Source organism: Bacillus sp. F56 (assembly GCF_001748205.1).
GTDB lineage: Bacteria > Bacillota > Bacilli > Bacillales > Bacillaceae > Bacillus > Bacillus stercoris.
On the sequence record NZ_BDFC01000009.1, the window covers coordinates 26,169 to 39,226 of the forward strand.

Consider the following 13,058-nt stretch of genomic DNA (forward strand, 5'->3'; position numbering starts at 1 on the left):
TTTGTTTTTGAGAATAATCCTCAATTAGGGATTGACACTCTCACCACTGCTTATTATGATCTAAATGATAATGAATTTCAATATCGGGAGGAAAAAGATGAAAAAGCATATCAGCATGCTATTCGTATTTTTAATGACCCTTGTCGTACTTTCTGCCTGTAATAGTTCAGAAAGTTCAAGCAACAGCGAGGAGTCAAACAGCAAAACCAGAACGGTTAAACATGCAATGGGAACATCAGACAATATTCCCGCAAATCCAAAACGGATTGTTGTTTTAACAAACGAAGGCACAGAGGCGCTCTTAGCGCTTGGCATCAAGCCGGTTGGCGCCGTGAAGTCATGGAAGGGCGACCCGTGGTATGACTATCTGAAGGATGACATGAAAGGTGTTCAAAACGTCGGCCTTGAAACAGAACCGAATGTAGAAGCCATCGCAGAATTAAAGCCTGATTTGATTATTGGAAACAAAGTGCGCCAGGAAAAAATTTATGATCAGCTAAATGCGATTGCACCGACTGTTTTTGCTGAATCCTTGGCCGGGAATTGGAAGGATAACCTGACTTTATATGCCAACGCGGTGAACAAGGCGGACAAAGGCAAGAAAGCCATTGCCGATTTTGATAAACGCGCTGCCGATTTAAAAGAAAAGCTTGGCGACCAGACCAACAAAACAGTTTCTGTCGTACGCTTTTTATCCGGTGAATCAAGAATCTATTATACTGATTCATTCTCAGGAATTATTTTAGACCAGCTTGGCTTCAAACGCCCTGAAAAACAAGTAGAACTGTTCAAGAAGCAAAAGGACCAATTTACGTTCTCAACAGACAGTAAAGAGTCCATTCCTGATATGGATGCCGATGTGCTGTTTTATTTCACATATAAAGCCGATAATGCAAAGGAAAATGAAAAATGGGCCAATCAGTGGACAAGCAGTTCATTATGGAAAAACCTAAAGGCCGTGAAGTCTGGTAACGCACATGAAGTCGACGACGTCGTGTGGACAACCGCAGGCGGAATTAAAGCCGCAAACTACCTGCTTGATGATATTGAAACCTATTTCTTAAAAACGAAATAAAAAAGACTCCGTCTTATTAGACGGAGTCTTTTTTGCTTTTGCCAATCAGACGTGTAACGAGGAACATGGTGACAGAAAGAGATCTGTTTTTCCGATACGCCAGGTATTTCCCGCGCCACTCCGGTTTGTACTTTTCTTTAAAGGCCCTTAGGCCGCTGAAGCTGTACATGTATCTGACATTGTTAAAAATGACAGCAGCAAACCTTTCTGACCAGAAGGATGTAAAGGCAGTGCCGACATTGGACAAGGGTGCCATTCCCATATTAAATGACGTGCAGCCCTCTTCCTTTGCCCATAAAAACATGCGGATGAACAATGCGTCCATAATGCCATTTGGAGCGTCGCCGCGATAGCGCATCAGATCAACCGATATCTCTCCTTCCTGGTACATCGGCATGACATTTGCGAATGCAACGATCTCTCCCTCTGCATTTTTCATATAGGCGATCGGCGCTTTCTGTAAATAGGCAGGATCAAAAAATCCGAGCGAGAATCCCTTCTCCTTTTTCGAACCTAGCCATTCGTCTGAGATTTGTTTCAGCTCCTCCAGAAACGCATCAGAAAATGGGGGATGATCCACATGGAAAGTATACTCCTCCCGCTCAAAGCGGTTATTGATTGCCCGAAGGCCGGCTTTTTTCTTCCCAGTCAAGGTAAATGTATGTAAATCTACATATGCTTCCTCGCCCAATTTAAAGAAGTTGTAGCCAAAATCGTGATACAGCGCCATGTCCTCTCGTTCAATTTGATAGAACAAAACACTGAATCCCTTCTGATGCGCTTCGTTCAGAAACTCTTCCAGCACGAGCGGGAATGATTCTCTTTGCCCAGACGGGTCGCCGAGCACGACCAGCCTTCTGGCGATTTTCCCAAACAGAAGCAATGCATTCCCGTCACTTGAAAAATAAAACCGCTTATCTCCAAGAAAGCCGAGATGGCTCAGCGCGTTGCCGCCTTTTTCATTGAGAAACGCAGCAAGACGCTCAGGGTCAGCTTTCTCTCCGATCGGTCGCGTTCTCTTATGATAGACCACTGTAAATATAAAGAAGAACAGCGGCACAATGATGATTGCCATGATGGTTGCATGTGTAATATGCGAGGTGCTGTGGACGAAATATTCATGACGCAGCACCTTCTTCATCCGATCCCAAATAAAGCCCGCAATCAGATTGTAGTTAAAGAGTGCCACAGTAAACAGCGCTACAGCGAAAATCAATTGTCCCAGTGTATAAGATGCCTGTTCGCGGACAAATTGTTTTTTCAATAGCACAAGCAATACGATAATCATCGGCAGTATGAATATCGCACTGATGTTAAGTCCTTTTAAAAAGCTGAACACAAACCCGCCGACAAGTGCTGTAATGGCCATCGTATAGGAGCGTTTTGTCCGTTTATAAAGCTCGATCGGCAATATCAGCAGAATGAGCGCTGAGCTTAAGGACAGACCGTTAAACAGCAAAAGAGCCGGGCGCGGAATGTGCGGTATAACCGTCAGCCTGTCAATCGGCAAGGAAACTGAGGCCAGGATAATCAGGCCTGCTACGAACACAATAAGCGAAAGCGAGCCTTGCAAAATTCTCACTAATACCGCACGCTGAACAACAAGCAGAACGTTTGTCGTCTCAATTGCCGGTGCGATGCGCGGGTTCGTTTCGAGCCGTTTCATTGTATTTTCCGTCAGGTCGCCTGCGGCAAAGAATAGTCCCAAAATGAATGGGATAAATGAATAGGCGAGCCTGTACAACACAATAGAAGTAACGATGGCCTCCTGATGATAGCCAAGCTGCTCCATCCCCAGCAAAAACAAAAGGTCAAACGAACCAAAGCCGCCCGGCACGAGGCTGATCATCCCGCCGATCGCCGCAATGACGAACACTCCGAACACATACCTGATATCAGCATGAACGCCCATAGCGAACAAAGCAAAATAGATGACGATCCCGGCCATGAGCCATTCAACAACGGAAGCTCCAATATATGCGAAAATCGGATTTTTCACTTTATCCGCATTTTCTTCGTCCCCAGCTTTGCGGTCATTTATTTTGGACACTGCCAAGGATAGCGGTAAAATCAGCGCAAACCCGATAACGACCGCCCACAGCCAAGGCTTTTCATGAATGACTTCATCCACCGGCAGCACTCGGGCAACGACGAAAATGCTGAAAACAGATAATCCGAGCAGCATAGAGGATGTGAGCCAGGCGATTCCTTTCACGAGAGCCTTATGGTCTTTCGTATGCTCCTTATAAAACATCATTCTTAACCCGACTCCGGCTAAACCGCCGAATCCCAGCACATTATTAAATGAATTGGCGATCCAAGAAACCCTGAATACTTTTCCGTTTGTGATCGATAGGCGCAGTGAGTATTTCAGGACGTAATCATACAGAGACATGGCCGCTACAGCCAGCAAGCCGACAAACACAAGTATGAATAAGTCTGTTCGTTCCAGCCCGTTGATGACCATGAGCGTACGTTTGAAAGACAGATTTGTCAGTTCTTTTTTCGATTGATAAATAACAAATAGCAAAACAGCAATAGGAAAAACGATTTTTAATATTGATAAAGCATTCTTTTTAATCAGCAATGGTCTCTCCAATCATATTCTAGTTCGAATCTCTCCCCCAATAATCTCCAACTCATTATACACTACCGTTATTTCTCGGACAAAGTCCCGCATGCAGTTTCTGCTCACTTTCTTTCAGGAGTAGAAATCGAGTAATATGATAAGAGGAGTGAATGATGAGGAAGTGATGAAATGGAATATAATTTACATGATACAACGGTACTAAACGAAAACATTCTTTCATCGGAGGAGCGGGAAATATGGGTGCTCTATATGAAAGTCTTAACTTCTGCCGGGCTCGGTGATGTGTCCGAATGGATGAAGCTGGATATGAGCATGCCGCAAATGAAAGTGCTGATGCTATTAAACAACCATGGAACACTGAAAGTGAGTGACATTGCTGAAAAAATGGGGGCTTCCCTGTCTAATACAACAGGGCTGCTTGACCGGCTTGAAAAATCAGGATTTGTCAAACGCTCACATTCTGAAGAGGACCGCCGCTCAGTGGTTGTTCAGTTGACAGAGAATGCGAAAAATATTTTCCGGGGTTTGTATGAAAAAGGCCACCTGAAATTGAAGCGTTCATTGGAGCTGCTGTCCCCTGAAGAAAAGCAGGCTGTTTCCGAAGGGTTGTCTATCCTTTCAAGAGCATTAGAGAAAGCGAAAAAAGAATAGATCTGCAAGTCTGTCATCCGCAAACTGCGGAAACAGGCTTTTTTTATTTGACATTTAGTTCACTTAAAATGAATAATAAATTTTGAGTAAACTAAATAGGAGTGATGAATATGTCTGAAGCATTAACAAAGCAGAAAAGCCAAAAGTGGGCAATCAGCCTGTTTACGATTGGCGTGTTTATGGCTGCTTTAGATAACGGAATTATTTCGGCTGCTTTAACAACGATAAACGAGTCGTTTGCCGTTTCTCCTTCCTGGGGATCATGGGGCATCACCCTTTATACGCTTGGTCTTAGCGTCAGTGTGCCAATCGTCGGAAAGCTTTCCGACCGCTACGGCAGAAAAAAACTCTTTCTCATTGAGGTTTGCCTGTTCGGACTTGGTTCTTTGCTTGTTGCTTTGAGCCAAAGCTTCCCGCTCTTTCTGATATCGCGGCTGATTCAGGCGCTTGGCGGCGGCGGGATTTTCATCATCGGCAGCTCGCACATTCTCGCTACGCTTCCAAAGGAAAAACAAGGAAAGGCGCTTGGGCTGCTTGGCGCAATGAACGGGATGGCCGCTGTGCTCGGACCCAATATCGGGAGCTTTCTGCTTGATTGGACCGGGTCTTGGCATTGGCTGTTTTTGATTAATTTGCCGATTGCCGTGCTATTGGTTGTTTTCGGCGCATGTTTTATTGCGGAAACAAAAGCGCCTGAGGCTAAACGCCTCGATACGGCTGGCATCTTTCTTCTGTCCCTGTCGATTTTAGCCGTGATGTACGGCATGACAAACCTTGACGGGGCAAATCTCTTAAACAGCTTGGGAAATCCGGAGGTTTATGGATGTATTATTTTTGGCATTCTTTGTTTTGCAGCGCTTATTACGTATGAAAAGAGAGTTGAAATGCGCGGGGGCGATCCGATTTTGGCGTATTCTCTGCTGCGAAACAACATGTTTCAGCGCACGCTTATCATCGGTTTGTTATCCGGGGGACTCTTGGCGGCAGTCATTTTTATCCCGTCATATGTCGAGCAGTATTTAGGAGTCCCTGCCGCAAAAGCAGGCTATTGGATGACACCACTTGCGTTGGCTTCCGGAATCGGCGCTTGGCTTGGCGGAGCGCTTACCGACAAAAAAGGTCCTGTAAAAACCGTTATTCTTTCGGGAATCATCTCATGTGCGGGGTTTGCTTTATTTCCGCTTTGGGTGACAGAAAAATGGGAGTTTATGATCGCAAGTGTGGTGGCTGGGATCGGTTTTGGCTTTCTCTTAGGGGCTCCGCTGAACGTCCTTGTATCAGAGGCGGCTAAAACAAATAAGGGCACAGCGCTTGGCACGCTTTCATTAGTAAGACAAATTGGACTGACCTTGGCGCCTACTCTTTACGCAGGTTTTATCACAGCCGGGTTCGACCAAATCGGTGATGAAATCAAGAGCCGCTTATCGGACAGCGGGCATTCAGAAAAGGCGAGGCAGATGATTCCGGAGATCGACAGTTCTGATGTTTCTACTTTACAAGAACAAGTTGAACGCATTCCCGTTCCTGAAGTCAAAGCCGCGATAAGCGACGCCATTCATGCGAGTGTCGCCAGCGGCTATGACCATTTATATGCAGCGGCTGCTGTGATCTCACTGCTAGTGATTGCCGCTATCAGTATTCCAGCTTTCCGCCGGCAAAAGCGTTAAGACCACCCCATCCGTTTGGAAAGCTCTGTAATATGAGCGATATGGTGATGTGAGTGCCAGACATACAGGCCGAGCGCGTTCTCCAGAGTAATAACCTCCTTTGTATCAGGGTGATAAAACCCGCGCTGAAATTGCTGATCCGTCAGAGTGCGGAGCAGAGCCGTCCATCTTCCGTGAAGCTCCTGCAAAAGGGCGAGTGAACCGCTCGGATCTGCCGTTTTCGAGTCTTTTAACTCCGACCATGCTTTTTCATCATACGGACGGATAGCCGGCGTCTCTTCCGTCAAGCTCAATTTAAAACGAATATAGCTGTTCATATGACTGTCAGCCAGATGATGAACAACTTGCCGAACGGTCCATCCACCGTCCCGGTACGGTGTGTCAAGCTGGCTGTCCGTCATGCCTTCTACGGCTTGCTTCAGTTGGGCAGGCACTTTTTCAAGGGCTTGTATCCATTCATCTTTTTGCTCCTTCGATATGGATTCCCTCGGCTTGTATTCTCCTATTGGGTAGCTTAGGTTGTCTGTTGTCATGCATGTTCCCCCTTCTTTTCACTCTTCTCCTTTATTTTACAAGAAAAAGATTGTGTCTTGCGTCTTTTTCCCATACAATAAAAAAACGACACTAGTGTCATTTTTATTATTTAGGAGGATGAATCATGGAAAAACCGTTGTTTCGCACTCAAAAAGGGCTGATGACACTGTTAGCCTCACAAACCATTTCTTCACTTGGAGACTGGCTTCACATTTTGGCCGTGCTAACGTTAGCCGCTTTTCAGCTGGATGCTTCACCATTAGATATGTCGTTTTTAATGATGTCATTTGCTTTGCCTGTCATTGTACTTGGACCTGTATCGGGCCTACTCGCCGACCGTTTTGACAGAAAAACGATTATGTTTCTGTCTGAAATCGGCCGTGCCCTCACCGTTATCAGCTGCGTTTATGTCAGTGAGCTTTGGCAGCTTTACGTATTGCTATGCATTCAGAGCTGTTTTTCTTCACTTTTTTCACCTGCTAAAAACGGAAAGCTTAAGGAATTGGCACTGGAAGCACACCTCCAGCAGGCTGTTTCCGTCAGCAGCATCATTGATAATAGTGCAAAAATCTTTGGCCCTGCTCTCGGCGGCACGCTGATCGCTGCTTTCTCGATACATTCTGTTTTTTATATAAACGCCGGCGCCTTCTTTCTTTCCGCTGTCATTTTGTTTTTCCTCCCCAGAGATGCTTTTTTACAAAAAGCCAATACACCTCAAGAAAAAACATCAGCACTTACCTCTATCAAGGAAGGCCTTCAGTTTTTGAAACGGATGCCGCTGCTTTTAACAGGCTTACTCACAGCTTGTGTCGTTCTCTTTGTTTTGCAGATTGGTGATTCCCAAGCGATTATTCTTATCCGCTCCTTTTCAGGAGCTCCGCCCGAGCTTGCAGGCTGGTGCATGGCCGTAAGCGGCGCCGGAATGCTCCTTACGGCGGTCATTGCCGGCAGACGGCAGATCACTTCTTATTTGCTTTATTTCTCAACTGGGACCCTTCTTCTTGGACTAGCGACTGGAAGTGTGCCATTTCTAACCGGCATGGGCATTGCCGGCATGGCTCTTTTTATATTTGCTTTTTTCATCATGGGGGCGGCTTTCGGCCTCGTCCATATTCCATTTCAAATTCTCGTGCAAACAACAGTGCCTGTCGATTACAGCGGCAGGGTGTTCGGCGCCATTCAAAGCGCGACAACCCTCGCCTCCATCCTCGGCATGGCGGGCGGGGGCGTGCTGGCGGAATGGATCGGTGTTTCACTTGCTTTTCTTGTCTGTGGCTGCTTGCTGATCATGATTGGGTTGATTACACTTATAGGTAAGAAAGTTTCAGAAAGCAGGCGATATCTTGTCACCGAAAGTAACAAAGGAGCACAAGGATAAACGGCAGGCAGAGATTTTAGAGGCTGCCAAAACGGTTTTTAAACGAAAAGGATTCGAATTAACGACGATGAAGGACGTTGTGGAAGAATCAGGTTTCAGCCGAGGCGGTGTCTATCTTTATTTTTCAAGCACTGAGGAGATGTTTCGCCGCATTATTGAAACAGGGCTGGATGAAGGACTCCGTAAGCTTGATAAATCAGCTGAACACCAAAGTGTTTGGGCCGCCATTTCAATCTATTTGGACGAACTGACTGAGGGTCTGCGTGATGTAGCAGATACGCTGGCGCCGGTGCAATTTGAATATTTAGTGACAGCTTGGCGGAATGAAGAGCGACGGCAGTACTTGGAGAAGCGGTATGATCTTTTTGTGGAAAGGTTTTCAAAGCTATTGCAAAAAGGGATTGATCAGGGAGAGTTTCAGCCGGTTCAGCCTCTTGCGACTATCGCCAAGTTTTTCCTCAATATGAATGACGGCATCATTCAAAACGCCCTGTATTTCGATGAAGAAAAGGCTGATGTATCTGGACTTGCTCAGTCTGCAAAACTATATTTAAAAACAGTTCTGCAAGCGGATGAGAAATAAAAAAACGCGGCAGGAGCCCCCTGCCGCTTGTTTTTACCCTGCGTGATCACGCACTTCGACTATTACCTTCTTCTGTTTTGGCTGATAAACCTTCCCCACAAATAAATAACCGTATTTGAACTTATTCAGCGCCCACGAGGTCAGAATCGGGCCGACTGTACACACGGCAAACAACAGGAGAACAGCCGGTACGGCGGGAATTTCGGGCATATTCAAAAGCAACACGTAGCCTATCATCATAAAATAGGCATGGAGCAGATAAATCGAAAAGGAATAGTTGCTGATAAACATCATGATTTTCGGCACATGCTTCATTTTAGAAAACAAGTGAAAGCACAGGAAAATCATGCTTGTCGAATACAGCATGATATCAGGCCGCTTCGAGCTGATCATGCCGATTTCGCCGACATAAGAAACAGTGACAACCAGCGCACCAGAAGCAATTGCGCAACCGTATACGACCCAGCGGTATTGGTTCAGCAGCGCTAAGAAACGCTTGTACTCTTTTCCGCAATAGTAGGCTAGACAAAAGTAGAAAAGCCAGCCTGCGAACGGAACCCAGAAAAACGGAAATGACCCGCCCTCTTCAGAAGCAGGAGCCGGGCTGACTGCCGAGAAAAAGCTTAAATAAGCGGCTGTCACCACAAATGAGATAGACAGCACCCATTTCAGAGATGCTTTTTTCAAATACTCATGAAACATCATATGCAGAATGTAAAACTGAAAGATGACGAGAATGAAGTACCCGATAAAGTTTCCTAGGAATACATTCGCCAGATACTTTTGCACAAACGCGAGAAAGGTTATCTCTCCCCCCATCGCACTGGTCATCAGCAGGGCATCAATGGCCGCGATAAATAAAAAAGGAACAAAAATCACTTTTCCCCGCTTCTTTAAAAAACCGTCCGGCACCCCGTCAGGATAAGAACGCGCCAGTAAAAATTCAGAGATGAAAATAAAAGCGGGCGTGCTGAACATCAGGAGGGTACGGAAAGAATCAACAGTGTGAGAAATATCTGCAAGAGCTTCTGCCTGAAGCATCAGGACCATTGAAATGATATGGAGCAGGACGACACTTAAGCACGAAATGCAGCGGATCATAAAAATTTCTTTAATTTGCATGACAGCGCTCCTTTTATTTCAAATTGACAGAAATCGATGGTTGTACCTTAACATGTCTGTTCTATTTGAAAAAGTGCCTGATGTCATATAGTGACGTATGCATGATAGACTAAGGTCATAAGACCCTATGGCTTTCTCAGACGAAAAAATCCGCTGTAACGGAGACAGCAGGTTGTTTTATGGAGATATAGATATTGCGGCTCATATTATGAGAGGATTCCCCATTATACATAAAAAAACAATATCGTTTATATTTTTCTAAAATTAAATGTAAATCTCTTTTATATCATCGATGGAGATGAATCGGATACGTCTGACATACCTTTTATTTTCATTTCCCAAGTGGCCCGGTTGTGTTCCCTTCCTCCCTTTTCTATAATAAGGGGAATAGGCAGTTAGAATCACAGATGAGCACCGGCTCATCTGTTTTGCGAAACAGCCATAGACACGGAGGATAGCATGAGAGTATTAAAATACGCCATATTAGGGCTTTTGCGAAAAGGCGAATTGAGTGGATACGACATTACGAGTTATTTTAAAGAGGAGCTTGGCCAATTTTGGAGCGCCAAGCACAGCCAGATTTATCCTGAGCTCAAAAAGCTGACGGATGAAGGATTTATCACGTTCCGGACAACGATTCAGGGCACAAAGCTGGAGAAAAAGATGTACACCCTGACAGACAGCGGAAAGCAGGAACTGCATGACTGGCTGATCCGCCATCAGCCGATACCGGAGACGGTGAAGGATGAATTTATGCTGAAGGCATACTTTATTTCTTCTCTATCACGGCAGGAGGCTTCAGAATTGTTTACAGACCAGCTTCTAAAACGCAAGGCCAAGCTGTCTGACCTGCAGGAAAGCTATGAAAAGCTTATGGCTTCAGCAGAGCCGATGTCGTTTTCTTCACCGGACTTCGGCCACTACCTCGTGCTGACGAAAGCGCTGGAGAGAGAGAAAAATTACGTTTCTTGGCTGGAATCGATTTTAGCTATGATCGATAAGGATTAACCGGGAGCGGCCTTTACGTAATGCATGGGTTTGCCCACATAAAAAAATCATCTGTCCCTCGGACAGATGATTTTTTTAAGCTCGGAGCGCTTTCAGCCCCGCTGCGAAAGTGATCGCCGCAAATGCAAGCAAAATGCCGCAGATCCCGAGAATATCTGTGACGCGGGCACCGTTAGCAATAATCTCAGTCAGCCCGCTCATTGCCCACTTTTGGGGGAGAAATTCAGCGATGGATTGCATGAATTTCGGTTCAATGTCGATCGGCCAATACATTCCGCTCACCATACACGTTGCAATGACGAACAAGTTGCCAAAAGCGAGCTGCTGTTCTGGCGTTCTGACATTGGCCGCAATCATCAATCCAATGCCGACAACGGTCAGCAAAAATAGCGAGACCAATACCATAACCGCAGCCGGATTCCCCCAGTTGATGCCAAACAGCCAATGGGTTGCGAGAAGCAATATGCCAAATTGAATCCAGCCAATGACAAAGAAGGACAGCACATACCCAGCACCGATTTCCACTCGGCTGACTGAGGTTGTAAGCAATCTGGACCAGACGCCGTTTTTTCTTGCTTCTAAAATGGTTCCAGCCGCTCCCATCATGGTCAGCATGACAAACAGGATGGAAAAGCCTGCTGCTCTGGAGGCTGTGTCACTCGCTTCCGCACCCTCTTTTTTATCGCTGAGCGTCTGTCGTTTTACAGCCGGATCTGAATCTTCATGTTTTTTGGCGAAAAATGTTTTATACGCCGCCTTCCAGCTCTCTCCCGCTGTCTGAGCTGCCGTTTTCGCCGCGATAACCTGAATATTGAGCGTTGCCAATGTGCTTTCTGCATATTGTTTGACCATCGGCGCTTCCGACAGCTCGGGGCCGTGACGGAAAATCAGCTCAGGATGTTTGCCTTTTTCCAGCTGTGTCTGGAACGTGTGGGAAATGACGATGATCCCGACAATTTTCTTTTGTTTCAGCTTTTCTGACGCTTTGTTTTCAGACATGCTTTCGAATGTATACATATTATCGTGCGCCTTCAGCTGCCGAATATAATGCTGTGAGAGAATCGTGTCGTCCTGATCAACGATTGCAAGCCGCACTTTATCATCATTTCCGCCGAGCATACTCCCAAATACAAAGGTAAGCAAAAGCGGGGCAGCAAACATGATTAAATAGTTCTGCGGCTTCTTAAAAATGAGAGAAAGCTCAATGCCGCAAATGGCTATGATTTTTTTCACCCTGGTGTACCTCCTTATCTTGTATGAAGCCGTCTGATACCAATTACAAGTGAGCAAAGCCCAATCCCCGCAAAAAGAAGCACAGGCTTTTGAAGGTCAGTCCAGCCTCCCCCTTCCATTAAAGAAAGAAAGCCGTCAAGCGCCCAGCGATTCGGCACAGCTTTGGATACAGACTGCAAGACGTCCGGAAATTGGTACAGCGGCAGCATGGACCCGCCGAGAACTGCAAGCAATTGAATACCGAAGCCGCCGATCGCATCCGCAGATTTCATATCGCTGAGGAAGGACGCAAGCAGCATTGAAATGCCGGATACAGCAGCGGCGTAAGAAAGCCCGAGAACACTCACAAACAGCAGATTGCCGCCCCAGTCCACACCAAAAACATTGATTGTGACGATCAGAAATATGAAAAATTGTATGATGGCAAACAGATATGTCCCAAGCCACTTTCCGAAGAGAATGACAGATTTTTGCGCGGGCGTCATCAGCATTCTGGCAAGCGTCTCCGTATCCTTTTCCTGTAAAAATGATTTCGCCCCGACAGTCATATGAAACAGCATAAACATGCAAAGCATTGCAGCCGAATAGTATTGAAAACTGGTAACTGTCTTGCTGCCGACAGATTTTTCCGCAATAGTAAGCTTGTCACCCGTTTCTCTTTCAAGCGTCTTTGTCAGCTTTTCCGCAAACTGTGCAGGATCAAGTTTTCCTTGTTTGACAGCTGCCGTTTTGCTGACGTAATCCATTGAAGCTGACGCGGCTTCTTTTACCGCTTTATATTGGTCTATAAAAGAGCTGGCAGCGGTTTCGATGATGGAACTTTTTAATGTTTGATCAGGAGCGGCATAAACTACAGCTGAGGTTTTGCCGGATTCCCAATGTTTCGGAATGACAATACCTACATCGATTTTCTTTTCATCAAGCAGTTTCTTCATCTTGTCTTCGCTGTTTGCTTGTGTGGCCTTTATCGATTTCATTTTTTTGAGCACATCTTTTGTAAACATGTTCGCTGCATCTGACTGATCTGGTTGAACGTAGCCGACTTTGATCTCATCAATCCCGCTGCCTCCGTCAACAACTGATCCGAGCGCCGCTCCTAAAATACAGGTTAGGATCAGCGGCATTAGGATAAGCATCATAAACCCTTTTCTGTCTGTGATTCTAATTTTGACATCTTTCCATGCGATCCATATGCTTTTTTTCATAGCCGTCCCCCC

General features: G+C 45.8%; 11 protein-coding genes. 6 read left to right on the top strand and 5 right to left on the bottom strand.

Going from position 1 to position 13,058, the window contains the following annotated elements; genetic code table 11:
• Positions 1-97: 97 nt before the first annotated feature.
• The gene (locus BFW96_RS15680) at positions 98-1,075 is read left to right on the top strand and encodes an ABC transporter substrate-binding protein (RefSeq protein ID WP_014663257.1); all 978 of its coding nucleotides are present in this window, start codon (positions 98-100) and stop codon (positions 1,073-1,075) included.
• Positions 1,076-1,091: 16 nt separating this feature from the next.
• On the opposite strand, the gene mprF is transcribed toward BFW96_RS15680, so the two are convergent.
• Positions 1,092-3,662, bottom strand: coding sequence for a bifunctional lysylphosphatidylglycerol flippase/synthetase MprF (mprF, locus tag BFW96_RS15685; protein WP_069839948.1), 2,571 nt, complete (start codon positions 3,660-3,662; stop codon positions 1,092-1,094).
• Between the two features lie 171 nt (positions 3,663-3,833).
• On the opposite strand from mprF, the gene BFW96_RS15690 reads away from it, so the two are divergent.
• Together BFW96_RS15690 and BFW96_RS15695 are read left to right on the top strand one after the other, a co-directional pair.
• A complete protein-coding gene (locus BFW96_RS15690) occupies positions 3,834-4,316 on the top strand; it encodes a MarR family transcriptional regulator (RefSeq protein ID WP_014663255.1) in 483 nt (160 codons plus the stop codon).
• Between the two features lie 110 nt (positions 4,317-4,426).
• Complete coding sequence (locus tag BFW96_RS15695; RefSeq protein WP_069839949.1) at positions 4,427-5,983, top strand: MFS transporter; 1,557 nt, start codon at positions 4,427-4,429, stop codon at positions 5,981-5,983.
• Here BFW96_RS15695 and bstA read toward each other — a convergent pair.
• Positions 5,980-6,516, bottom strand: coding sequence for a bacillithiol transferase BstA (bstA, locus tag BFW96_RS15700; protein ID WP_014663253.1), 537 nt, complete (start codon positions 6,514-6,516; stop codon positions 5,980-5,982). The genes BFW96_RS15695 and bstA overlap by 4 nt on opposite strands.
• Positions 6,517-6,641: 125 nt before the next feature.
• Between bstA and BFW96_RS15705 the strand changes: the two genes are divergently transcribed.
• On the top strand, positions 6,642-7,895 hold the full coding sequence (locus BFW96_RS15705) for an MFS transporter (RefSeq protein ID WP_069839950.1): 1,254 nt from the start codon (positions 6,642-6,644) through the stop codon (positions 7,893-7,895).
• The gene (locus tag BFW96_RS15710; protein ID WP_069839951.1) at positions 7,861-8,478 is read left to right on the top strand and encodes a TetR/AcrR family transcriptional regulator; all 618 of its coding nucleotides are present in this window, start codon (positions 7,861-7,863) and stop codon (positions 8,476-8,478) included. The genes BFW96_RS15705 and BFW96_RS15710 overlap by 35 nt, the downstream gene beginning before the upstream one ends.
• Before the next feature lie 33 nt (positions 8,479-8,511).
• On the opposite strand, the gene BFW96_RS15715 is transcribed toward BFW96_RS15710, so the two are convergent.
• The gene (locus BFW96_RS15715) at positions 8,512-9,600 is read right to left on the bottom strand and encodes an acyltransferase family protein (RefSeq protein WP_069839952.1); all 1,089 of its coding nucleotides are present in this window, start codon (positions 9,598-9,600) and stop codon (positions 8,512-8,514) included.
• A 459-nt stretch (positions 9,601-10,059) separates the two neighbouring features.
• On the opposite strand from BFW96_RS15715, the gene padR reads away from it, so the two are divergent.
• Positions 10,060-10,608, top strand: a complete 549-nt coding sequence (padR, locus tag BFW96_RS15720) for a transcriptional regulator PadR (RefSeq protein WP_069149200.1) — start codon at positions 10,060-10,062, stop codon at positions 10,606-10,608.
• 75 nt (positions 10,609-10,683) lie between these two features.
• Here padR and lnrN read toward each other — a convergent pair whose 3' ends face one another.
• Complete coding sequence (gene lnrN, locus BFW96_RS15725) at positions 10,684-11,841, bottom strand: linearmycin resistance permease LnrN (protein ID WP_069839953.1); 1,158 nt, start codon at positions 11,839-11,841, stop codon at positions 10,684-10,686.
• A gap of 14 nt (positions 11,842-11,855) precedes the next feature.
• Positions 11,856-13,046, bottom strand: a complete 1,191-nt coding sequence (gene lnrM / locus BFW96_RS15730) for a linearmycin resistance permease LnrM (RefSeq protein ID WP_069839954.1) — start codon at positions 13,044-13,046, stop codon at positions 11,856-11,858.
• Between the last annotated feature and the right edge of the window lie 12 nt (positions 13,047-13,058).

Coding starts and splice junctions, on each gene's coding strand:
- BFW96_RS15705 (WP_069839950.1), top strand. CDS start 6,642: ATGGAAAAACCGTTGTTTCGCACTCAAAAAGGGCTGATGACACTGTTA.
- BFW96_RS15695 (WP_069839949.1), top strand. CDS start 4,427: ATGTCTGAAGCATTAACAAAGCAGAAAAGCCAAAAGTGGGCAATCAGC.
- BFW96_RS15680 (WP_014663257.1), top strand. CDS start 98: ATGAAAAAGCATATCAGCATGCTATTCGTATTTTTAATGACCCTTGTC.
- BFW96_RS15690 (WP_014663255.1), top strand. CDS start 3,834: ATGGAATATAATTTACATGATACAACGGTACTAAACGAAAACATTCTT.
- lnrM (WP_069839954.1), bottom strand. CDS start 13,046: ATGAAAAAAAGCATATGGATCGCATGGAAAGATGTCAAAATTAGAATC.
- BFW96_RS15715 (WP_069839952.1), bottom strand. CDS start 9,600: ATGCAAATTAAAGAAATTTTTATGATCCGCTGCATTTCGTGCTTAAGT.
- padR (WP_069149200.1), top strand. CDS start 10,060: ATGAGAGTATTAAAATACGCCATATTAGGGCTTTTGCGAAAAGGCGAA.
- bstA (WP_014663253.1), bottom strand. CDS start 6,516: ATGACAACAGACAACCTAAGCTACCCAATAGGAGAATACAAGCCGAGG.